A 23,192-nucleotide genomic window follows, 5' to 3' on the forward strand; every position below is an offset into this window, starting at 1 on the left:
GCGGAAGCCTGGCGGTGCCGAAAGGGCCGGATTATTTGAACTTGTCACGCATCGCATCGATGCCGGGGATGGTTTTGGTCAGATGCTGATGGGCGGGATCGAAGCGCTGGATCAGCCCTCGGCGATGCTTTCCGACAAGGATGGTGAAGATATAGCCGCGATGGCCGGGAGAGGTGACGGTCGGGTGGTAACCGCGGTCGAGCAGGAAGGTGTCGCCGTTGCGGGTCATGAGGATCTTGACCGGGCCGTCGTCGTCATAGGTGATCTGGCTGCCGAAGCCGGTCTCTGGCTGGAAACGGTAGTGATAGAGCTCCTCGTGCAGGGTCTCGGCATCGCCGTCTTCGGTATCGTGCTTGTGCGGGGGATAGCCGGACCAGCAGCCTTCACCGGCATAGAGTTCACTGACCAGCAGGTTGCCGCAGCGTCCGTTCTGCCGTTGCCCGAGCAAATGGGCGATCCGCCGCTGGCTATGCGTGTCGGGCGAGCCGACATTAACCGCATCGACCTCATCGGGCGTCACCCGGAACGGGGCGTAGCGCGTGTCGCAAAGGCCGCCGGCAATGGCGACTTCCGCAGGGCCGCCACGGGCCGATATCCGGACATTGGCGTCGACCGGCGCGTAAACCGAGTCCGCATCGCCTCCCCAGATATCGGCTCGCCGGCCCACAGCTTCGAAGCTGATGTCATCCACCTCGATATTCACCTGCCCCGACAGCACGACGTAGAGGCTTTCGTGCATAGGCAGCCGCCGCGTCTCCCGGCCATCGGCCGGGAGCGTGACGAGGTCGAAGTAAATGAGATCGAGCGTCCTGGAGGAGGTATCCACAATGGGACGCTGCTCGGAGCGTGGAATGAATTCGGGCATCAATTGAACTCCGGAACGGTACGGTCGGCGAAAGGGTTGAGCGTCAGGGTCTCGGCGTAATGGCAGGCGACCGCGTGTCCATCATCCGTGACGGTACGCAGGGCCGGCACCTCCTGCCTGCAAAGCTCGGTGGCGTAGCGGCAGCGCGGATGGAAGGCGCAACCGGGCGGCGGATGCGCGGGGTCGGCCACCTCGCCTGCCAGCCGGATGCGCTTGCCATGGCGGCGCATCCGCGGATCGGCAATCGGCACGGCCGAAAGCAGCGCTTCGGTGTAGGGATGGAGCGGTCGCGAAAAGATCTGCTCAGTCGGCGCCTTTTCCACAACCCGGCCGACATACATGACGGCAATATTGTCGGAGATATGCCGGACGACCGAAAGATCGTGGGCGACGAACAGATAGGTCAGACCGAACTGTTCCTGCAGATCCTGCAGCAGGTTGATGGTTTGCGCCTGCACGCTGACATCGAGCGCCGAGACGGCCTCATCGGCGATCACCAGCCGTGGATTGGACGCCAGCGCCCGGGCAATGCCGATGCGCTGGCGTTCGCCGCCGGAGAACGCATGGGGATAGCGGCGCATATATTCGGGCCGCAGACCGACGCTCTGCATCAGTTCGGCGACCCGGTGCTCAAGTTCGCGGCCCCTGGCGATGCCGTTGACGGCAAGCACCTCGCCGATGATGTCGATGACGGGCAGGCGCGGGTTGAGCGAGGATTGCGGATCCTGGAAGACGATGCGCAGGTCGCGGTGGATTTCGTCAAGTGCGGGACCGGACAGGGTCGCCAGATCGAGCGTGCCGCCGCTGCGGTTGCGGTAGCGGATCTCGCCGCCTGTGGGGCGATAGATGCGCAGGACCGTGCGGGCAAGCGTCGACTTGCCGCAGCCGGATTCCCCGACAATGCCGAGTGTTTCGCCATCCTCGACGCGAAGCGAAACGCCGTCGACCGCCTTGACATGCCCGACCACCTTGCGGAATGCGCCCTTGCGGATGGGGAAATGCATCCTGAGATCGTTGAGTTCGAGCAGCGGGCTTCGTTGCGTCATGGGATCGGCCATCATTGTCCTCCCTCGTAAAGCAGACAGCTGGCGACATGCCCGTCACCGATGGCGACGGATTGCGGATCCCTTTGGTCGCACAGGCCCGCCCTCGCCTGCTTGCATCGGGGATGAAAGCTGCAGCCCTCAGGCCGGGAAAAACGCGACGGCACCATGCCTTCGATGATCGCCAGCCGCTCGGTCGGCTGCCCGTGCATGCGCGGCACCGATTGCAGCAACGCCTTGGTGTAGGGATGGGCCGGCGCGTGGAAGATCGTGTCGACATTGCCCGCCTCCACCACCCGGCCGACATACATGACGACGACCTCGTCGGCGATCTCCGCCACCACGCCGAGATCATGGGTGACGAACAGCACCGAGAGCCCGAATTCGGCCTGCAGCGAGGCGAGGAGATCGAGGATATTGGCCTGGGTGGTGACATCGAGCGCGGTGGTCGGCTCGTCGGCGATCAGCAGTTTGGGACGACAGGCGAGTGCGAGCGCGATGCAGACGCGCTGGCGCATGCCGCCGGAAAACTGAAAGGCATAACTTTCCATACGTTCGGCCGGCCGGGGAATACCGACCAGCGCCAATGTCTCGATCGCATGTTCGCGCGCCTCCTTCTTTCCCATCTTCAGATGCAGGCGGATCACCTCCACCATCTGGTTGCCGATCGTATGAACGGGGGAAAGTGCGGCCATCGGCTCTTGGCTGATCAGGCCGATCTGGGCGCCGCGGATCGCCCGCATCTCGCGGCCGCGCGGATCAAGTGCGGCGAGATCGATAGCGGGTGCCGCCGGATCGGGCCGGTAGCGGATCGCGCCCGAGACGATCCGCCCTCCGCGCGGAACCTGATTGAGGATCGAGCGGCCGGTAATGCTTTTGCCCGAACCGGATTCGCCGACGACACAGACCGTCTTGCCGCTTGGGATGGAAAAGGAGACGCCGTCGACCGCCCTAATCGTGCCCGCACCGCCGAAGAAATGGGTCCTGAGATCGTCGACCTCGATCAGCGGGTCGCGCGCCCGGTGCCGGCCGCCGGCGGCGGCGAAATTGGGATCAGTATTCATAGGGATCTGCAGCATCGCGTAATCCATCACCGAGGAAATTGAGGGCCAGCACCGTGACGATCACCGCGAGAGCCGGAAGAAACAGCCAGGGCGCGCTCGACACCGCGAGAATGTTCTGCGCCTCCTGAAGCAGCACGCCCCAGCTCACCACCGGCGGGCGCAGGCCGATGCCGAGGAAGGACAGCGCGGTTTCGGCGAGGATCATCGTCGGGATGGCGAGCGTCACCGACGCGATGATGTGGCTCATGAAGGACGGAACCATGTGCCGCCAGATGATGCGCATCTGCGAGCAGCCGTCGAGACGGGCGGCAATCACGAAGTCTTCCGTCTTCAGCGACAGGAAGCGTCCACGCACCACTCGTGCCAGATCAGTCCAGCCGATCAGCGACAGGATGACCGTGATCCAGAGATAGACGATGATCGGATCGGCGCTGATCGGAACGGCAGCCGCAAGGCCCATCCACAGCGGGATGGTCGGGATCGAGTTGATGAGTTCGATAGAACGCTGGATGACATCATCCACCCAGCCGCCATAGAGGCCGGAGATGCCGCCGAGGATGATGCCGAGGATCAGGCTGATTGCCACACCGATGAGACCGACGGACATCGAAACGCGGGTGCCGTGCACCGTCCGGCTGAAAACGTCGCGGCCCAGCCGGTCGGCGCCGAACAGGTAGAAGGGTTTGCCCATTTCGACCGGGCCGATCAGGTGCCGGTCGAGATCGAACAGCCCCCAGAGCCGATAGGGTTCACCCTTGACGAAGAAGCCGACGGGAATGACGACGGCTGGATCGGCAACATAATTGCGGCTGAGCGCGATCGGATCGATCTTCATCGAATAACCGTTAACGTACAGCGGATGAAACTGCCCGGCCGCGTCGTAGCCGGCGAATCTCAGCTGCTGGGGCGGCGCATAGGTGAAGCGGGAATCGTAGGTCTGCGACGAAACCGGGGCGAGAACCTCGGCAAACAGGGCGACCAGATAAATCAGGAAGATCACGACGCCTGCGGCGAGCGCCAGCCGGTGGCGACGAAAACGCCGCCAGATGAGTTTCCACTGCCCGGCGACGGCGTCGGAATTTTGGATCAGTGCAGGTGATGGCGCGATGGCTTGATCGGTCATATCGATGCTCCTTCAGCCGTTGCGAATGCGTGGATCGAGCCAGGCGAGCAGCAGGTCTGAAATCAGCGTGCCGATCAGCGTCAGCATGCTCATCAGCAGGATGAAGGTGCCGGCCAGATACATGTCCTGGGCAAACAGCGCATTGAGCAGGAGCGGCCCGGTGATCGGCAGACTGAGGACGATTGAGACCACCACCGAGCCCGAGACGAGGTGCGGCAACACCCAGCCAACTGTGGAGACGAAGGGGTTGAGCGCCACACGCACCGGGTATTTCAACAGCAGCCGGATCTCGCTGAGGCCCCTGGCGCGGGCCATGTCGACATAGGGCTTGTTGAGTTCGTCCAGGAGGTTGGCGCGCATGATGCGGATCAGCGCCGCCGTGGCGCCGGTGCCGAGCACCACGACCGGGATCCACATATGCGAGATCAGGTCGGCGAGTCTCGCCCAGCTCCAGACGGCATTGATATAGGTGGGCGAAAACAGCCCGCCGACGCTTTGGCCGAAATACTGTGCCGAGACATACATCAGCACGAGCGCCAGCAGGAAATTTGGAATGGCGAGGCCCAAAAAACCGAAGAAGGTGGCGAAGTAGTCCCCCACCGAATATTGCCGCACGGCCGAATAGATACCGATCGGAAAGGCCACCGCCCAGACGAAGATCAGCGTCGTGACCGAGACCACCATCGTCAGGCCCATGCGAGCCCAGATCAGCTCGCTGACCGGCTTGTTCCAATCGAGGGACTGGCCGAAATCGCCGCGCAGCAGGATGCCGCTGATCCATTTCCAGTATTGGACCGCCCAGGGCTGATCGAGGCCATAACGTTCGCGCAGGCCGGCGATGACGCCGGGGTCAATCGTTTCGTTCTGGGAGGCCAGACGCGCGGTCATCGCGGTCAGGAAGTCGCCCGGCGGCAACTGGATGATGATGAAGGTCACGACTGAGATCGCAAACATCATCGGGATCATGTAAAGCAGACGTCTGATGATGAAGCCGGCCATGTTCAAGCTCCTTCAATCGGCGATCGCCGATCGGGCTGAATGATTGGGACTGGGCTGGTGCGGGGACGGCGCCGGCGGACGCCATCCCGTCCATCGTGTGTCGCTACTGCTGGTAGTAGAAGGTCTCCGGCTTTGCCGGTCCCGGCGTCATGTAGAACGATGTGCTGGGAATGACCTTGGGAACGTTGCGCATATTGGTCTTGACGATGCCGACGCGGTCCGGCTCCAAGTTGGTGCCGATGACGTAGAACTCATCGCGGGTGATCGCCAGCAGTTCCTTCATCGCGGCCAGCTGCTTTTCGAGCGTCGGGGCTTCCTGCACCTGCCGATAGAGATCCATCTGCTTCTTGGCGGCCGGGCTCGGCTCCTCTGCGTTCGGATCCTTGGGGTTCTGGTAATAGAGGCCCCATGCCGTTGCGAAGCTCGATTCATATTCGTGCGGGAAATACCATTTGGGATCGAGCAGGCCGAGGAAGTCGTAGCCGCCGCCGCCGACCCATCCGAGACCGTCATTCTCATTGTTCTGCAGGCGCGAGAAGATCAGCGAACGTTCAGCCGGACGGGGTTGCATGTCGATACCGACGGCCCGCCAATAGCGCTGGATCATTTCCAGCGCATCGACCTGGATCGGGCTTCCGGTCAGCGCATCGATCGCAAAGGTGATCCGCTTGCCGTCCTGACCGAGGCGATAGCCTTCGGTGTCCCGTTTGGCAATGCCCGCCTTATCAAGGTGTTGATTGGCAAGATCGACATTATATTCCAGATATTGAGTGGCCATTTTCTCGTCGTAGAGCGCCGTGCCTTCGCGCGGCGCCGCCTGATAGGGCTTGGCCTGTCCGGCATAGATCAGCTGGTTGAGCTCTTCACGGTTGATGGCGTAGCTGAGGCCGATGCGAAAATCCTTGTTGGAGAAGACGGCGCGCAAGGCCGGATTCTTGTGGGTCTGGTTGAGGGTGATCAGCAGGGCGTTCGACCATGCCGGCCGGGCAATGAACAGTCCGTAGCCGGCCTTTTGCTGGTTCTGCACGATCACGGTGCGGGCATCGGTCGTCTCGATGAAGCGGTTCTGCATGTCGATTTCACCGCTGATCGCCTTCAGGATGATCGCCTGCGTGTCCTGCATCACATCGATGGTGATGCGATCGAAGTAAGGCAGCTGGTTTCCAGCGGTATCCACCTTGGCGTAGTAAGGATTACGTTCGGCAACAACCTGGGTGGTGCCGTTATAGGGCGCGGTCAGCACCCAGGCATCGAGTGTCGGGCGGCCGAGATCGCGCCAGCGGCCGGGAAAGCCGATCTTGTTGTTGAAGAGCTGGACCCAATCGGTCGCGCCCGCCGCCTTCACCAGGGCGTCGATGCCGTCGGGATTGAAATCCTTGTGGAACTGCTTGAGGTAGTGGGCCGGTGCGGCAGCCAGGATGTCGGAGCCGCGCACCGTCGCCATGTTCATCAGGAACAGGCCGTTCGGCGCGGCAAACTTGAAGACGACCTTGTCGTCAGCGAGCTTTTCAACCTTGACGGTCTCTGCACCCGCGGTCAGCCAGTCGGGTGCTGCAGGCGTGATCTTGGTGTTGCGCAGCACGTTCTCGTTCCACCAGACCAGATCGTCTGCGGTAAAGGGCTCGCCATCCGACCAGCGCGTTCCTTCCCTCAGGGTGAAGGTATATTCGGTGGCGTTGTCATTGACCTCGACGCTCTTGGCGATGTCGGGGATGACCTCGGTCCATTCCGGGTTCCAGCGCACCAGCCTAGTATAGCCGATCGAACGCTCGATCTCACTGTCGCCGCCGCCGAAGGTCGCCGTGCGCCAGGTGCCGCCATAGCTGCCGACCGATTCAAGCGGCGTCAAAACCAGCGGCTCCTTGGGCAGCCGTTTTTCCACGGGCGGCAGCTTGCCGGCATCGACGAGCGCCTTGAGGTCCGGCGACTCCTGAAAGCCGAACGCGGCGCCGGCCAAGCTGGAGCCAATAAGGATCGCTGCGGCAACGGTTGAGACAACGTGCCGTCGTAGAATTCTGACCTGTTGCATTCCTACCTCCCAATGTTCCTGCTCTAGGTTATCGTTAACGTAATCTCCTCTTTCCCAAACGTTATCGTTACCGTTAAATCTTGTCAAAGAGATTCTGGTCTTCTTATATTTCGCCCGGGCCAGCCTTGGCTTTCTCGGCAATTATGTTAGTTATCGTTATCGTAAATATTCCCGCCATTCTCAGAGACAGCCCAATTGAGCCGCCCTAAAGAGCCAGAAGCCAAAATAACCATCGCCGATGTCGCCCGCGCCGCAGGCGTGTCGCCGATGACGGTATCGCGTGTGCTCAATGACCAGGGCGGCGCCAGTGCGGAGACCAGTCAACGCATTCTTTTGGCGGCAAACGAACTCAATTACCGGCCCAATCCGTTTGCGCGCGGATTGCGGTCAGACCGGTCGAAAACCATCGGCCTTCTCGTTCCCGACATCACCAATCCGTTCTTTCCCGAAGTCATCAGGGGAGCCGAGGATGCGGCAAGCCTTGCCGGTTACAACCTGCTTTTGTCCAATGTCGTCGAAAACAGCAAGCGCGAGGGTGAGCTCATCGAGACGCTGCTGCGGCATCGGGTCGATGGGATCATCGTCTGCAGCGCGCGCCTGCCGGACGCGGCGCTTCACAAGGCGCTGGCGCATCACCGCGCCGTGGTGCTCATCAACCGCGAGGCGCCCAACGAGGTCGCCGGAACGATCGTCACCGACTACGAGACGGGAGCGTCGCGCGCTATCGACCATCTGGTCGAACGCGGCCGCCGCAAAATCGCGATCATCGCCGGGCCGCGCAGTTCGTTTGGCGGCAAGAGCCGTCTCGTCGGTTTCCGCAAGACGCTGACCACCCACGGGCTGAAGGCGCACGGCCTGGTTTATTGCGATCCGACAGCCGCGGGCGGACAGACGGCAGCGGCGCAATTGCTGGCGGAAACGCCTGAGATCGATGCCCTCGTCTGCTACAACGACCTCAATGCGATCGGCGCCATGAAGGCCTGCCGGGCGGCCGGCATATCGATCCCCGAGCAGATCGCCCTGATCGGCTTCGACGACATCCCCACAGCCGAATTGCTGTCTCCAGCGCTCACCACCATGCGGGTGCAGAAACGGGAAATGGGAGAGGAAGCCGTGCGCCTGCTGCTCAGCCGCATCGCCACCAAGAACCGTCAGCACGGCATCGTTATCGTCCCCGAGCTCATCATCCGCGAAACGACCTAAACGCCAGGATCAACAAGAGGAATATCCCATGGATGCCGACAATCTGCAGTCGCTGGCCCTGCCCGAGGAGAAGAAGACCTGGTTCGTCCATGACCGGTTCGGCATGTTTGTGCATTGGGGGCTCTACGCGCTGCCGGCACGCCATGAATGGGTCAAGAGCCGCGAAGAACTGAACGACGGCGATTACCAGAAATATTTCGCTCACTTCGATCCGGATCTCTACGAGCCGCGCGAATGGGCCAAGCGCGCCAAGGCCGCAGGCATGAAGTATGTGGTGCTGACGACCAAGCACCATGAAGGTTTCTGCCTCTGGGACACCAAGGCCACCGATTTTAAGGTGACCAACACGCCTTACGGAAAGGATCTGCTGCGGCCCTTCGTCGACGCCTTCCGGGCGGAGGGCCTGAGGATCGGATTCTACTATTCGCTGATCGACTGGCACCATCCCGACTTCACGGTCGATCCGCGCCACCCGCAGCGCAATCATCCGGATGCCGCAAAGATCAACGAAGGCCGGGACATGCAGCGTTATGCCGCCTTCATGCGCGAGCAGGTGCGCGAACTGCTGACGGAATTCGGGCAGATCGACATCATGTGGTTCGATTTCAGCTATCCGCAGTGGAAGCTCGGGGAACTTGTGGGAAAGGGCCATCGGGATTGGGAAAGCGAGAAGCTCGTTCGCCTGGTGCGCGAGCTCGCCCCTGATATCATCATCAACAATCGGCTCGATCTCGCCGGCCTGCAGCCCGACATCGTCACGCCCGAACAATACATGCCGCGCGCCTGGCCGAAACGCGACGGCAGGCGCGTCGTCTGGGAAGCCTGCCAGACGCTCAGCGGCTCCTGGGGTTACCACCGCGACGAGGATACCTGGAAAAGCACCGAGCAACTGGTGCAGATGCTGGTCGGCACCGTCGCCATAGGCGGCAATCTGCTGATGAATGTCGGGCCAACGGCCCGCGGCACGCTCGACCACCGCGCAATATCAGCCCTGTCGGCCTATGAGGAATGGATGGCGCTGCACGAGCGCAGCATCGTCGGCTGCACCCAATCCGACTTCACCGCTCCACCCGACTGCCGCCTGACCCAGAACGGCGATCGCCTCTATATCCACCTGTTCAACTGGCCCTATAAGCATCTGCATTTCGATGCGCTGGCGGGTAAGATCGAATATGCGCAATTCCTGCATGATGCCAGCGAAGTCACCTGGCTGCGCCCGTCCGCCAATACCCTATGGGCAAACACCCAGTTCCCAGTCGGCGAGGATGAGCTGACATTCGTCCTGCCGGTGCGCCGACCCACGGTCGTGGTCCCCGTCATCGAGGTCAAGCTCAACGCGGGGAGTGCTCCGGCTATTCAGGCGTGAGAACCCGGCCTGCCTGAGCGGGCGGAATAAGACGTCCGCTCAGGAGAACGGCTCGGTCGGCCCCGTCGCCGGCTCGGCGAACCAGCGGGGTCCTTCGGCGGTCATGTAGATATGATCCTCCAGCCGGATCCCGAATTTCTCGGGAAAGACGATCATCGGTTCGTTGGAAAAACACATGCCGGCGGCGAGCGGCGTGTCGTTGCCGCGAACGACGTAGGGCTCCTCGTGGATCTCCAACCCGAGGCCATGGCCGGCGCGATGGGGCAATCCCGGCAGGCGGTAGTCGGGGCCGAGGGAATGTTTGGCGAGCACCTTGCGGGCCGCATCGTCGAGGCTCGAACAGGCAGCGCCGATCCGGGCTGCGTCGAAGACGGCCTGCTGCGCCTCGCGTTCGATCCGCCAGGCGCTTTCGAAGGCGCTGTTGCCGCCGTCCAGCATATAGGTCCTGGTGAGATCGGAATGATAGCCGTCGATCCGGCAGCCGGTATCGACGAGGATGACGTCGCCGGCGCCAAGGACTTGATCGCCATCAGCGCCATGCGGAAGCGAGGTCGCCGCACCGAAGGAGACGATGCAGAATGTCGAGCCGGCATCGGCGCCGGCCTGGCGATGACGGAGATCGATGAAATCGACTACTTCGGACGACCTGATGGCCGGGCTTCAACAGAGCGTGCACCTGTCTGTGGACGTCGAGCGTCAGGCTCATCGCATATTGGATGAGGGCGATCTCGGCGGCCGATTTGATGCGACGCAGGCCGCGGATCAACCGCCCGCCATCGGCGAGCCTTTCGGCGCCCATCGCCGCGGCCAAGGCGTGATAGAAGAACAGCGGCAGCCCATCGTCGAGGGCGAGCCTGCCACGCTCGCCGACAAGGCGGGAGATGAGCGCGGCACTGCTCTCCTCCTCTTGCCAGACCAGGATTTCCCCCGGCAAATGCGGCAGCGTTTCGACGCGGCTGCGCTCGAAACCCGGAACGATGTAGGGAACGGCCGTGGGCGTGATGAGCGCCCCGAGGAACCTTTCGCTCGGAGGCCAGACGAGGCCGGTGAAATAGCGCAGGCTTTCGGTCGGACCGAGAAGCAAGCCGGCCAACCCTTCAGTTTCGATCGCCTCCCGAAGCCTGGTGAGCCGGATCTGCCGTTCGTCCTCGGTGATGCGGGGTACGGGGTGCTGCCACGACATGTCGTTTCCTATTCTTTCCGCGTTGGCTGACGGTGCCGGCCAGCGCCGGCTAGCTGCCAACCTTAGCATCAGCCCTGTTTCGTGCCTTCGGAACGCTCCAGGCTGCCGCGACTGACCAGCGACGGTATCTGGAGAATATGCTCGGCCGCGGTCCGGCCTTCAATTCTGGAAATGAGGGCCCGGGTTGCGACCTGACCGAGCTCCCTGCCCGATTGATCGACGCTTGCCAGATTGACGAGGCCAAGGGCTGCGGTCGACGAGTTGTCATATCCGATGACGGCGAGGTCCTCCGGTACACGCACGCCCATCTCCATCGCGAGACTGAGAAGCGTGATCGCGTCGAGATCGCTCCAGCAGAACACGGCACGCGGTCTGTCCTTCCTCGATAGAAACCTTCGCATCGTCTCCTCCCGCTTTGGCGAGGCGATGGGAATTTTGCCGATTGCGGTGGAGGAGCCGAGGCCCCCACGCTGCATTGCTCGGCGGAAGCCGATCTCTCGCTGGCGGACGACGGAAACCGCGTGCCCCTCGCGTTCGCCGAGGCTGAGCATTTCGATGTCGCGATAGCCGCAGGCAAGCAGCGCTTCCACCGCGATCTCCGCCCCGCGCTGGTCGTCGGCATTGACGGTGTCGAAGGCCGTGGCGCCGGCATCGTGGTAACCGACCGCGACGATCGGAATCTCCAGCGCGAACTTTGCGATGATCTCCGAGGGCAACCGCGGCGCAACCAGGATAAGCCCGTCCATCTTGTAGTCGATCATCGACTCGATCAGCGACGTTTCCAGCTGCACCCGCGCATCGCTCACGCCGATCATCGCCTGATAGTGCGACGGCGCCAGCACCCCGTTCACGCCGGCAATCACCTCGGGAAGGAAGGGATTGCGGATGTCGATCAGAAGCACGCCGATGGTGAAACTCTGGCCGCGCAGCCCCCGCGCCGCCCGCGAAGGGCGATATCCGAGCGCATCGATAGCGTCGGTCACTTTTGCACGTAGCGCCTCGCTGACGCCGTAGGCGTTTCGCATCACCTTGGAAACCGCGGCGACCGATACGCCTGCGTGGGTTGCCACCGTCCGGATCGTCACCCGGTCGTTTCGTTGCGGCTTTTGTTTGTCTTCGACTGACATGAAATCTCTAAGCTGCGGCTGCGGGTCGTCAATCGCCCGCAAAACCACCATGGCAGACTGGCAACGAAATTTCTATTGCACTTCCGAAGAAAATGTAGAACGTTATATGGAGAACGTTCTACAAGTCACTGGGAGGTTTTGATGAACTTTCAGCCGGCAGCCATCAGCGGCAATCTCGTTTCGCGCGCATGGTCGGGGGAGATGATCACGCCGCAGTCGGATGGCGGCCAAGGGACGGCCGCAAGCTTCGTCTCCCAAAGCTTCGAACATGACGGCACCGGATTTCCGGTCGAACTGTTCATCTCCGCACTTGGCCTTTACCGCTGCTTCATCAACGGCGCCCGCGTTGGGGACGACCTGCTGACGCCGGGCTGGACGAACTATGACGATCGCATTGCCTATCAGCGCTACGATATCTCGAACCTCATCAAGCCTGGCCAGAACCGCATCGAGATCTGGCTGGCTGACGGATGGTACCGGTCGCCCTTGATGTGGGGTGCCAAGCCGATCCCGAACTGCTGGGGCGACAGGATCGGCGCCATCGCCGATCTCGCCGGGCCGGGCGGCACCCTTCTTTCCACCGACGCCACGTGGCGGAGCGGCCTTCTGCCGATCCTGAAGTCGGGGATCTATTTCGGCGAGATCTATGATGCTCGCGCGGAAAATCTCGTCGAGACACATGACACCGAGAGATTGCCGTTCGACAAGGCGCTGCTCGTCGCCCATGAAACCGCGGCGGTGCGGGAATTGCAACCGCTCGCCCCGATCGAAAGCTGGAACGACGACGGCAGGACCGTCTATGATTTCGGCCAGAATGCCGGCGGTTATATCAGATATACGGTCCGGGGAACGGCCGGCGCCGAAGTGCAGGTGGAGCATTCGGAAGTGCTCGGCCCCGACCGCCATTTCGACAATCGCAATTATCGCACGGCCGTGGCGCAGACCGTCTATACGCTCAGCGGCAACGGCGACGAGACCTACGCGCCGCATTTCACCTTCCAGGGTTTCCGATATGCCAGGGTGACGATCAAGGGCGATGCCGAGATCGTTGCAATCGCATCCATCCCGATCTCGTCCGTGCCCGAACCCGCCGGCGGCTTCACCTCGGGCAATGCACTCGTCAATCGCCTCGTCGAGAACACGATCTGGTCGCAGCGCGCCAATTTCGTCGAGGTACCCACAGATTGCCCCCAGCGCGACGAACGCCTAGGCTGGACGGGAGACGCTCAGGTCTTTGCCGCAACCGCCTGCTGGCTGAGCGACAGCCAGTCTTTCCTCAGGAAATATCTGCGCGATGTCATGGCCGACCAGCGCGAGGATGGCGCCGTCTCGCATTTTTCGCCGGATCCGACGCGACTGCATCCCGCCAATTTCCCGGGCTATGCCGGCTCGACCGGTTGGGGCGACGCGATCGTCGTCATCCCCTGGGTTCTCTACACCCATTACGGCGATCGGGCGGTGTTGTCGGAGTGCCTCGATTCCATGGTCCGCTGGGTCGATTTCGTCTGGTCGATCTCGGATGGTCCGCTCGTGCGCCCGCCGTCGCGCTGGGGCGATCGCGGCTTTACCTTCGGAGACTGGCTGCAGCCGGTCGGCGACAACAGAAAACCTCGTCCGACGATCGCCGACGACTGCGCGGCCACACTCTATCACTTCATCTCGACCGACCTTTTGTCGAAAATCGCAGCGGTTCTCGGCAAGCATGAGCTTGAAGATCAGATGAAGCAGCGCGCCGGCGAGATCCGGCAGGCCTTCGCCAACGAGTTCATCACGCCCTCGGGACGGCTGGCGCATAACGATCAGACGTCTTATGCGCTGGCCTTCCTCCACGACCTGATACCGGCTGAGCATCGGCACGCCGCCGAGCAGCATTTCCGGCAGGCGATCATCGATGCCGACTACAGGATCGGCACCGGCTTCATCGGCACGCCCGCCCTGCTGCCGGCGCTGACGAAGCTCGGGATGGACGACCTGGCCGCAAAGGTCTTCCTGCAGCAAGACGTGCCGGGCTGGCTCTACCAGGTCTCGAAGGGAGCGACGACGATCTGGGAGCGCTGGGATTCGATGGCGCCTGACGGCACCATCTACGAACCCGATATGAACAGCTACAACCACTACGCCTATGGCGCCGTCTGCCAATGGCTGTTCGAATCCGTCGCCGGCATTTCGCCGAGCCCGGACGCGCCGGGATTTGCCGAGGTGATCGTCGATCCCGCGCCGATTGCCGCTCTCTCACCGGTTTCGGCCCATCATGACGTCAGCCAGGGCCGCATCGAGGCCGGCTGGCATTGCACTGGCAACGAGGTCAACTATGTGCTGACGCTGCCTGAGGGATGCGTCGGCCGCTTCCGGCCCGGACGGCGGCACCAGAACCCGTCGCTCAACGGCGAGCCTGTCGTCGAGGAAGCCGTGCTGCCGCCGGGCACGCACCGGCTGGTCTTTTCGCTACCCTTTTCTTGAGGAGCACACACGTCACATCGTTCAGAGGAGGAACGTCATGACACATCGGATAAAGCGCACTCTCGCCGGCGCATCCGCGCTTCTGGCCTTGATCGCGGCCAGCCCGTCGCATGCAGAAACCACACTGTCTTTCCTGATCGACAACAACCCCGACACGGTCGCGGCGGCCGAAGCACTGGTTGCCGCCTACCAGGCCAAGGCGCCCGACGTGACGATCGAAATCGAGCCGCGGGCAGGCGGCGGCGAGGGCGACAACATCATCAAGACGCGCCTGGCAACGGGCGAGATGTCAGATGTGTTCCTCTATAATTCCGGTTCTCTCTTACAGGCGTTGAAGCCGACGCAGACGCTAGTCGATCTGAGCGACCTGCCGTCGCAGGCGAAGGTGGACGAAGGCTTTAAGGCGGTGGTCAGTTCCGATGGCAAGCTCTACGGCGTTCCCTTCGGCACGGCGATGGCCGGCGGCATCCTCTACAACAGGAAGATCTACCAGGACCTCAGCCTGACCGTTCCGAAGACATGGGCGGACTTCATGGCCAACAACGCCAAGGTCAAGGCATCGGGCAAGGTCGCCGTGGCGCAGACCTATCGCGATACCTGGACTTCACAGCTCTTCGTTCTGGCCGATTATTACAATCTGCACGCCGCCGTACCGAACTTCGCCGCCGACTATACCGCCAACAAGGCGAAATATGCCGAGACGCCGGCGGCCATGAAAGGCTTCGAACGGCTGAAGGACGTTCATGACGCCGGCCTGATGAACGAGGACTTCGGCGCGGCAAGCTATGATGACGGCTTGAAAATGGTGGCGACCGGCGAGGCCGCGCATTATCCGATGCTGAGCTTCGCCATCGGCGCGCTCAAGCAGAATTATCCCGAGAACCTTGCAGATGTCGGTTTCTTCGCGCAGCCGAGCGACGACGCGGCGACCAACGGCCTGACGGTGTGGATGCCGCCGGCTCTTTATGTTCCCCTGACCAGCCAGCACGCAGAGGAAGCAAAGAAATTCGTCGATTTCGCCGGAAGCGTCGAAGGCTGCAAGATCATGGTGGAAACCAACACCGTGCAGGGGCCTCCTTTGATCGACGGCTGCGATCTGCCTGCCGACGTACCGCCGGCGGTAAAGGACATGCTCCCCTATTTCGACACCAAGGGCATGACCACACCGGCGCTGGAATTCGTTTCGCCGGTCAAGGGGCCGGCGCTCGAGCAGATCACCGTCGAAGTCGGCTCGGGTATTCGCCAGCCGGCCGAAGCAGCGAAACTTTATGACGACGACGTGCGCAAACAGGCCAAGCAGCTCGGCCTGCCGAACTGGTAGCGGTCTTTCGGGGCCTCGCTCCCGACGGAGCGAGGTTCCACCCGATCGAAGAGGTAGTCATGACCGAGACACGCCCCCGCTCGCGCAAATCGCCCTATCCGCTGTGGTTTTTCATTCCCGCCGCCATCATCTACGGCGTGCTGTTTCTTTTTCCGACGGTATCGTCTCTCTGGTACAGCCTGACCCGCTGGGATCTTTCGACGGCTGAATTCATCGGGCTCGAAAACTTTCAGCAATTCTTTTCCGAACCCTTCCTGGTGAAGGGGCTGGTCAACACGCTGATCTATGCGGTGACGACCTCCGGCCTGAAGACGGTCTGCGGACTGCTGCTGGCGGTGCTGTTGACCAGCAATATCTTTGCCCGCGGCTTCCTGCGCACGCTGGTGTTCTTTCCCGTCCTGGTTTCGACGATCGGCATCGGCATCACCTTCACGGTGATGATGCATCCGACCAAAGGCATCATCAATGTGACGCTCGAGACGCTCGGCATTCCCGGGCCGGGATGGCTCACCAACCCGGCGCTCGCGCTTTTTTCCGTAGCCCTGGTCGATGTCTGGAAGGGCGTCGGCCTTGCCACCCTGATATTCATTGCCGGTCTCGCGGCGATCAGCCCCGATTATTACGAGGCGGCGAGAATTGACGGCGCGACGCGCCTTCAGCAGTTTTTCCGGATCACCCTGCCGCTCGTACGTCCCGCCACGGTCATCGTGGTAACATTGTCGCTGATCGGCGGGCTGCGTTCGTTCGACCTGATATGGGCCATGACCCGCGGCGGCCCTGGCTTTTCCTCGGACGTGATCGCCTCGGTCATCTACAAGCAGTACCAAGCGGGTTTCTATGGCCTTTCGACCGCCGGAAACGTCATCCTCTTCGTGCTGATCGCCGTGATCATCCTGCCATTCACTTTGTGGTTCAACCGGCGCGAGGCTGAGGAATGAGAAGCATCCGCCCTTATATAACGGGTGCGATAGCCCTTGCCGTCGCGGCCGTGATCTTTGTGATGCCTTTCGTTTTCGTCGCTATTCAGGCGGTCAAATCGAAATCGGAAGCGTCCCGGCTCGATTTCGAATGGCCCGAGCAGTGGCTGTTCTGGGATAATCTGGTGGCTGTCTTCAAGGCGCGCGACTACCAACTCGTGCTCGCCTATTTCAATTCGACACTGATCACCGTCGTCTCCGTCACCATCCTCATCTTCCTGTCGGCGATGGTCGGCTATGTCATGCAGCGACGCAGGACCGCCTGGAACAGGGTGGCCTTCATTGCCCTCTTCACCGGTCTGATGATGCCGCCGGCGGTCGTACCGACCATCGGCCTGTTGCAGGATATCGGCCTCTTCAAGACAATGACCGGAATGATCCTGATCCAGGTCGCCTATAATATTTCCTTTTCGGTTCTGCTCTACCGGTCGTTCATCGCGACGATACCGCGCGACCTCGATGAAGCGGCGCTGATCGACGGCGCCAAGCCGCGGCAGATCTTCTTCCGCGTGGTTCTGCCACTTCTGAAGCCGGTGACGGTGACCAATATCGTCGTGCAGTCGATTGCGATCTTCAACGACTTCACCAATCCGCTCTACTATCTCCCCGGCAAGGAGAACGTGACGGCGCAGCTGACGCTCTATAATTTCCAGAGCATGTATTCGAGCCAATACAATCTGCTCTTCATGAACATCCTGCTGGTGACCATCCCGCCGCTGATCGTCTTCATCTTCTTCAACCGCCAGATCGTCGCAGGCATGACGGCAGGCGGGGTCAAAGGGTAGCAGAATGGCTGAACTCACACTCAAACAGGTTCGCAAGAGCTTTGGCGCCCTCGAGGTCATCAAGGGGGTCGATCTGGAGGTTGCCTCGGGCGAGTTCGTCGTTTTCGTCGGCCCGTCGGGCTGCGGGAAGTCGACATTATTGCGTATCATCGCCGGCCTGGAAGAGACGACGTCGGGCACACTCACCATCGGCGGCAAGGATGTGACCTATGCCGAGCCCTCCGAACGCGGCATTGCCATGGTGTTCCAGAGTTACGCGCTCTACCCGCATATGACCGTCGCCGAGAATATCGGCTTCGGACTTTCGCTCGCCCGCCGCCCAAAGGCTGAGATCGCCGCCAAGGTTGCGGCAACGGCCGAAACGCTGCAGCTCACCCATATGCTGCAGAGAAAACCGAAAGCGCTCTCCGGCGGCCAGAGGCAGCGCGTCGCCATCGGCCGCGCGATCATTCGCGATCCGAGAGTCTTCCTGTTCGACGAGCCGCTCTCCAATCTCGACGCGTCTCTCAGAGCCCAGATGCGCCTTGAGATCGCCGATCTCCACGCCCGGCTGAAGTCGACGATGATCTACGTCACCCACGACCAGGTCGAGGCGATGACGATGGCGGACAAGATCGTCGTGCTCAACGGTGGAGCGGTCGAGCAGATCGGCAGCCCGATGGAACTCTACCGCAATCCCGCCACACCCTTCGTTGCCGGCTTCATCGGCAGTCCGAAGATGAACCTCTATGGCGGCGAAATCGCACGGCGATTGAACTGCACGACCTACGGCATCCGTCCGGAACATATCAGGCTCTCGGAAGATGTCGGGCAGTGGCAGGGCAAGATCCGGCATGTCGAGCGGCTCGGCGCCGATGCGATCCTCTATCTCGACGTCCCCGAACTCGGCGAGATGGTCGTGCGCGCCGAAGGCGAAACGCGGTTCGCGCCTGATATGACGGTTTGGGCAAATCCGGTCGAAGGAGCGGAACATCGGTTCTGAGGCCGGAGAAAAAGCCCCAACCCTAGTTCCACCGACCGAAGATCTCTACGGTTGTTTGTTTGAGAGCCGCCAGGTCTTCTTTGAGCCGGCCCGGCAAATTCATCCGTTCGTGAAGAATGCTCATAACGTCGCGGAAGCTGCCGTCAGATCAGCCGATCCTCGCATTGGCGCTGCAAATAGGCGTGCAGTCCGAGAATATAGGCGTCCGCCTGCTTTTCTCCCCAGGCCTCAACGGTAATCGGCCCCAAGTTCTGTCCTGAGCGGCATCAGCGCGCGAATAAAATCGATAGGCCACCATCAGGTCTATCGGCGCCTGTTACGGCGGATAACGTCTTCGGCTGAAACAGCAAGAAATTCGCTGTCTTCGGCTCGCATCGCCAGCGCCAGCTCCTTTTGCAGCATATCCCAGGCCTGATCCCGGCTCTGCAAGTCGCAACGAATGAGAGCACGAATATATTCGCTGGCGTTTTCATAGAGGCCGTCATCGCCGACCTGCTGCTGGATCTGATCCAGCAACTGCCCACTGACCTTCACCTGAATGCTACCCGATGCCATCGACATACCTTTCGTTTCGTCCGGTAGCGTAGCACATATTGTCAATATTCATCACGCCCTCGGCTTGCTCACCAGTCCTCAGAACCGGTCGGGACGCAGCGGCGTGAGGTCGATGGCCGGAGTCCTGCCGGCAACAAGCTCGGAAACGAGGTAGCCCGTTAAGGCGGACAATGTCAGGCCGAGATGGCCGTGCCCGAAGGCATAGGTGAGGCGGGGCGAGCGTCGGGAGTTGCCGATGACGGGCAGCGAATCCGGCATGGACGGGCGAAAGCCCAGCCACTCGTTGCTGCCCTCTCCGGCTCCCGGCAGGAGCTTTTTCACGCCCTCCCGGATCATCGCGATCCGTCTCGGGTTCAACGGGGCGGCAAGCCCACCGAGTTCGACGGTTCCGGCCGCGCGCAATCCGTCCGACATCGGCACCATGTAGAAGCCGTGCTCGGGATAACAGACAGGGCGCGACAGCAGATTGCCCGCCTGCGGGAACAAGACGTGATAACCGCGCTCGGTGTCGAGCAGGACGCGGTCGCCGACCGATGTCGTCAGCTTGCGCGAATGGGCGCCGGCGGCCACGACAACATGGTCCGCAAGGATTTGCTTGTCCGCGATCCTGAGGCCGATACCGTCGTCGCGCGGCTCGATGGCCGAGACTTCGCCGCGGACGATCTCTCCGCCGCCAGTTACCAGCGTTTGCGCCAGCGCAAAGGCGAGTTGCCTGGGGCTGGAAAACACATAGGCGTCACGGAACAGCACGCCCTTGTGGTAGAGCGGCGCAAGATTGGGCTCGATGCTGCGGATATCGGCCTGGTCCAACTGGTCCATCGCGACGCCATGGCGTTCACGCAGTTCGTTTTCGGCGTCGGCTGCGCGGAATTGCGCCTGCGTCTTGTAGAGATAGAGGCAGCCGTCGTGCCGCTTCAGCCTTTCGGCGCCTGCCTGAGTCACCAGCGGTTGCCAGGCGGCATCGGCATGAGACAGCAGCACCGCCAGTGTCGCGGCGATGCGCTCGACTTCGGCTTTAGTGCTCGAGGCCAGAAAGGCGCGCAGCCACGGGGTCAATTGCGGCAGGTATCTCCAGACAATCGCCAGCGGACCGAGCGGATTGAGCAGCATTCCCGGCACGCGCCAGATGACGCCAGGTGTCGCGATGGGAACGACGCCGTGCGGCGCAAAGGTGCAGGCATTCCCGTAGGAACAGGCCTGCCGGTAGGATGCATCGCCCAATGGCGGCGCCGGATCGATAATCGTGACCCGGTGCCCCGTCCTCTGCAGCCAAAGCGCCGAGCAGAGGCCAACCAGTCCCGCACCGACAACAGCCACATGCCGGCGTTCGGCATCGAGCAAGGGCTGGAGCTTGGGGAGCGGCTTGTGCATCGTCTAGACCAGGCCGGCCAGAGCACGGGGACGATCGTTCAGCGTCGCGGCGATGATGCGCAGGGCGGTTGCCAGTTCGTCCCGCGACGATGCGCAGCCGACATTGACGCGAACGGCATGTTCGACCGGCTGACGGTCACAGGCAAAGGCGGTGGCGGCCATGACGGCAACGCCGTGGGCGCGCAGATTAGCGGCGAAATCCTCGCATCGCCATGGCGCCGGCAGTCTCAGCCACAGAAACATGCAGCGCGGATCGACGGAGAAGGAGTGGCCGGCAAGGATCGTGATAACGATCGCATGGCGCGCCCGCAGCTCGGCAAGCTGGGCCTTCAGGATCGCTTCAGCCGTGCCGTCCTCCAGCCAGCGGGTCGCAAGAAGTAGAGGCAACGGCGATGGCATCCAGGCGGTCGTGCGCACCGCCTCGGCTGACAGCAGCGCACGGCCGGGCGGGCAAGTGAGATACCCGACGCGCAGACCCGGCGCCAAGGCCTTAGAAAGGGCCGATATATGGTAGGTTCTGGTCGGAGCAAGCGTGATCAGGGCGCTCGCGCGGGTCCCGAGCATCGGTCCGTAGACATCGTCCTCGATGATGACGAGATCGTGCTTTTCCGCAACCTCGACCAGCTCCCGCCGGCGAGCCTCGCTCATGGTGACGACCGTCGGATTGTGCATGGAGGGAACCGTGAAGACGGCGCGTACCGTCTCGTGGCTGCAGATATCGTCAAGTTCTGCGGCCGACATGCCCTGATCGTCACTGCCGATGCCGATAATGCGGAAGCGGAACATCTGCGCCAGAGCGATCAGCCCGTAATAGGTCAGCCGATCGCAGACGATGGTGTCGCCGGGCTCGATCAGGCTGCTGATAACAGCCAGCAAAGCGTGCTGGGCGCCACTGGTGACCACGATATCGTCCTCGGACGGATCGAAGCCATTGAGCGATATCCATTTCCTCGCCGCATGGCGGGCCCAGGCCGGCCCTTCCGGCGGCTGATATTCCTGCATCTGGCGGAAGCGCCGGTCGGACGACAAGTCCGGCAGGGATTGGGCGAGGCGCTGCTGGAAGTCGTCGACGGCAGGCCGGTTGACCGTCAGATCGATGATGCCGGCCGGGCTCGCCGCCCGGTCGACCCGCGGCATGGCGCCGTCGCCCATGACGATCGTGCCGCGTCGGGTGCTGCCCATCACAAGATTGAGGTTCTGCAATTCGCGGTAGGCGCGCGTGACCGTCGAGACGTTGAGCGACCGCTCTCGTGCGAGGTCGCGCTGCGGCGGCAGCTGACTGCCGGGAGGCAGGGCGCCGGAGCGGATCCTCGCCTCGAGCTCGCTTGCGAGTTCGAGATAGGCGGGTGTGCGTGTTTCCCGCTCCTGGTTTGTCTGGCTCACTTCCGATCTTTCAGACATACAATTCCTGCAATCCGTGCGCAGTTCCAACAGCCAGACGCAGGGTATTTGATCAACGGCCCGGCAATTCAGCTTGATTTCGTGCGACATAGCACGCTTTTTCCTCATTTTCGAGGCCCTGGATCGCTGCCATACAAAATTATTTGTGTGGCTTGACAAACAGAAAATGACCGAGACAATATAACCCAGCGTCGAGACAAAGAGGTAGGGACCCGGCCGATGCAAACAGGAGGAATTCATGAGCGAACGCTTCATCGCTTTCGAACGCGTGCGTAAATCCTATGACGGCATCAGTTATGTCGTCCGCGGTCTGGACCTCGACGTTGCGAAGGGCGAGTTTCTGACCCTTCTCGGCCCTTCCGGATCCGGCAAGACCACGACGCTGATGATGCTGGCCGGCTTCGAGGCTCCGAGCAGCGGGACCATTACCCTTGCCGACAACAGGATCGACAGCGTTCCGCCGCATCGCCGCAATATTGGTGTGGTCTTTCAGAATTATGCGCTCTTTCCGCATATGACCGTCGGCGAGAATGTCGCCTTCCCGCTGAAGATGCGCCGGCTGGGCAAGGCGGAGATCACCGAGCGGGTTCGCCGCGCCCTCGACATGGTGCGTATGGCGAGCTTCGAAACGCGGCGGCCCAATCAGCTTTCGGGCGGACAGCAGCAACGCATTGCGCTTGCCCGCGCGCTGGTCTTCGAGCCGCAGCTTGTGCTGATGGACGAGCCGCTCGGCGCACTCGACAAGCAGCTTCGCGAACATATGCAGCTCGAGATCAAACATCTGCATGCCCGCCTCGGCATCAATGTCGTCTACGTCACCCACGACCAGGGTGAGGCATTGACCATGTCGGATCGGGTGGGCGTGTTCAATGACGGTGTCCTGCAGCAGATCGCACCACCGCACGCGCTCTACGAAACGCCGGCAAACCCCTTCGTCGCAACCTTCATCGGCGAGAACAATGCAATCTCGGGCGAAGTCGTCGCGATCGACAGTGGCCTCTGCCGGATTCGCGCACCCGACGGTTCGATCATCACAGGCCAGGCCGGAGAAGGATTGAAGGAAGGGGCGCGGGCAACCCTGGTCCTGCGGCCCGAGCGCATCCAGCTGACGCCTGCCGCCGACGTTCCCAACCGGTTCACGGCCACGCTCAAGGAACTCATCTATCACGGCGACCATGTGAGGCTACGTGTTGCTGCCTGCGGCTGCGACGACGTCTTCATCAAAGTCGCCGCCGCACAGGATATTCCGGTTCAGTCGCTCGGCTCGACTGCCGTCATCGGCTGGGCGCCGGAGGATTGTCGCGCGCTCGCGCTTTCCTGACCAAATGCTCATTCTTT

General features: G+C 61.9%; 17 protein-coding genes and 2 pseudogenes. 8 read left to right on the top strand and 11 right to left on the bottom strand.

What is annotated here, in order from left to right:
* Window positions 1–31: 31 nt before the first annotated feature.
* The 6 genes from RLEG4DRAFT_RS14190 to RLEG4DRAFT_RS14215 all read right to left on the bottom strand — a co-directional run bounded on the left by RLEG4DRAFT_RS14190 (window position 32) and on the right by RLEG4DRAFT_RS14215 (window position 7,123).
* Entirely contained in the window at window positions 32–865 is an 834-nt protein-coding gene (locus RLEG4DRAFT_RS14190) for a 5-deoxy-glucuronate isomerase (protein ID WP_003577535.1), read from the bottom strand.
* Window positions 865–1,923, bottom strand: coding sequence for an ABC transporter ATP-binding protein (locus RLEG4DRAFT_RS14195; protein WP_003577537.1), 1,059 nt, complete (start codon window positions 1,921–1,923; stop codon window positions 865–867). Before RLEG4DRAFT_RS14195 ends, RLEG4DRAFT_RS14190 begins: the two co-directional genes overlap by 1 nt.
* Window positions 1,923–2,972: an ABC transporter ATP-binding protein gene (locus tag RLEG4DRAFT_RS14200; protein WP_037093610.1), complete on the bottom strand. Its 1,050-nt coding sequence runs from the start codon at window positions 2,970–2,972 to the stop codon at window positions 1,923–1,925. The genes RLEG4DRAFT_RS14195 and RLEG4DRAFT_RS14200 overlap by 1 nt, the downstream gene beginning before the upstream one ends.
* Complete coding sequence (locus tag RLEG4DRAFT_RS14205) at window positions 2,962–4,095, bottom strand: ABC transporter permease (RefSeq protein WP_003577540.1); 1,134 nt, start codon at window positions 4,093–4,095, stop codon at window positions 2,962–2,964. The genes RLEG4DRAFT_RS14200 and RLEG4DRAFT_RS14205 overlap by 11 nt, the downstream gene beginning before the upstream one ends.
* A 12-nt stretch (window positions 4,096–4,107) precedes the next feature.
* Window positions 4,108–5,094 carry an ABC transporter permease gene (locus tag RLEG4DRAFT_RS14210; RefSeq protein WP_003577542.1) on the bottom strand — a complete coding sequence of 329 codons (987 nt, stop codon included), beginning with the start codon at window positions 5,092–5,094 and terminating at the stop codon, window positions 4,108–4,110.
* A gap of 103 nt (window positions 5,095–5,197) precedes the next feature.
* Window positions 5,198–7,123 carry an ABC transporter substrate-binding protein gene (locus RLEG4DRAFT_RS14215; protein WP_003577543.1) on the bottom strand — a complete coding sequence of 642 codons (1,926 nt, stop codon included), beginning with the start codon at window positions 7,121–7,123 and terminating at the stop codon, window positions 5,198–5,200.
* A gap of 195 nt (window positions 7,124–7,318) precedes the next feature.
* On the opposite strand from RLEG4DRAFT_RS14215, the gene RLEG4DRAFT_RS14220 reads away from it, so the two are divergent.
* Together RLEG4DRAFT_RS14220 and RLEG4DRAFT_RS14225 are read left to right on the top strand one after the other, a co-directional pair.
* Entirely contained in the window at window positions 7,319–8,326 is a 1,008-nt protein-coding gene (locus RLEG4DRAFT_RS14220) for a LacI family DNA-binding transcriptional regulator (RefSeq protein WP_003577545.1), read from the top strand.
* A gap of 13 nt (window positions 8,327–8,339) precedes the next feature.
* Window positions 8,340–9,692 (top strand): annotated as a pseudogene (locus tag RLEG4DRAFT_RS14225) (alpha-L-fucosidase); the annotation flags it as partial.
* Between the two features lie 39 nt (window positions 9,693–9,731).
* Here the strand turns inward: RLEG4DRAFT_RS14225 and RLEG4DRAFT_RS14230 are convergent.
* Window positions 9,732–10,875 (bottom strand): annotated as a pseudogene (locus RLEG4DRAFT_RS14230) (M24 family metallopeptidase).
* A gap of 68 nt (window positions 10,876–10,943) precedes the next feature.
* Window positions 10,944–12,002, bottom strand: a complete 1,059-nt coding sequence (locus RLEG4DRAFT_RS14235; protein ID WP_037093677.1) for a LacI family DNA-binding transcriptional regulator — start codon at window positions 12,000–12,002, stop codon at window positions 10,944–10,946.
* A gap of 141 nt (window positions 12,003–12,143) precedes the next feature.
* Here RLEG4DRAFT_RS14235 and RLEG4DRAFT_RS14240 point away from each other — a divergent pair, with 141 nt between their 5' ends.
* From RLEG4DRAFT_RS14240 to RLEG4DRAFT_RS14260, 5 genes are read left to right on the top strand one after another with little or no spacing between them, the layout of a single operon-like run.
* The gene (locus tag RLEG4DRAFT_RS14240) at window positions 12,144–14,462 is read left to right on the top strand and encodes an alpha-L-rhamnosidase (protein WP_003577553.1); all 2,319 of its coding nucleotides are present in this window, start codon (window positions 12,144–12,146) and stop codon (window positions 14,460–14,462) included.
* Window positions 14,463–14,499: 37 nt separating this feature from the next.
* Window positions 14,500–15,783 (top strand): ABC transporter substrate-binding protein, encoded by a 1,284-nt coding sequence (locus RLEG4DRAFT_RS14245; RefSeq protein WP_003577555.1) that lies wholly within the window; start codon window positions 14,500–14,502, stop codon window positions 15,781–15,783.
* A 59-nt stretch (window positions 15,784–15,842) separates the two neighbouring features.
* Window positions 15,843–16,721, top strand: coding sequence for a carbohydrate ABC transporter permease (locus tag RLEG4DRAFT_RS14250; RefSeq protein ID WP_003577557.1), 879 nt, complete (start codon window positions 15,843–15,845; stop codon window positions 16,719–16,721).
* Window positions 16,718–17,545 carry a carbohydrate ABC transporter permease gene (locus tag RLEG4DRAFT_RS14255; protein WP_003577559.1) on the top strand — a complete coding sequence of 276 codons (828 nt, stop codon included), beginning with the start codon at window positions 16,718–16,720 and terminating at the stop codon, window positions 17,543–17,545. Before RLEG4DRAFT_RS14250 ends, RLEG4DRAFT_RS14255 begins: the two co-directional genes overlap by 4 nt.
* 4 nt (window positions 17,546–17,549) lie before the next feature.
* Window positions 17,550–18,527: an ABC transporter ATP-binding protein gene (locus RLEG4DRAFT_RS14260; protein ID WP_003577561.1), complete on the top strand. Its 978-nt coding sequence runs from the start codon at window positions 17,550–17,552 to the stop codon at window positions 18,525–18,527.
* A 303-nt stretch (window positions 18,528–18,830) separates the two neighbouring features.
* Here the strand turns inward: RLEG4DRAFT_RS14260 and RLEG4DRAFT_RS14265 are convergent, their stop codons facing one another.
* From RLEG4DRAFT_RS14265 to RLEG4DRAFT_RS14275, 3 genes are all read right to left on the bottom strand, one after another.
* Window positions 18,831–19,082, bottom strand: coding sequence for a ribbon-helix-helix domain-containing protein (locus RLEG4DRAFT_RS14265; RefSeq protein ID WP_003577563.1), 252 nt, complete (start codon window positions 19,080–19,082; stop codon window positions 18,831–18,833).
* A gap of 78 nt (window positions 19,083–19,160) precedes the next feature.
* A complete protein-coding gene (locus tag RLEG4DRAFT_RS14270) occupies window positions 19,161–20,453 on the bottom strand; it encodes an NAD(P)/FAD-dependent oxidoreductase (protein WP_003577565.1) in 1,293 nt (430 codons plus the stop codon).
* 3 nt (window positions 20,454–20,456) lie between these two features.
* Window positions 20,457–21,854 (bottom strand): PLP-dependent aminotransferase family protein, encoded by a 1,398-nt coding sequence (locus RLEG4DRAFT_RS14275; RefSeq protein ID WP_003577566.1) that lies wholly within the window; start codon window positions 21,852–21,854, stop codon window positions 20,457–20,459.
* Between the two features lie 238 nt (window positions 21,855–22,092).
* Between RLEG4DRAFT_RS14275 and RLEG4DRAFT_RS14280 the strand changes: the two genes are divergently transcribed.
* Window positions 22,093–23,175 (top strand): ABC transporter ATP-binding protein, encoded by a 1,083-nt coding sequence (locus RLEG4DRAFT_RS14280; protein ID WP_003577568.1) that lies wholly within the window; start codon window positions 22,093–22,095, stop codon window positions 23,173–23,175.
* Window positions 23,176–23,192: the final 17 nt, after the last annotated feature.

Source organism: Rhizobium leguminosarum bv. trifolii WSM2297 (genome assembly GCF_000271845.1).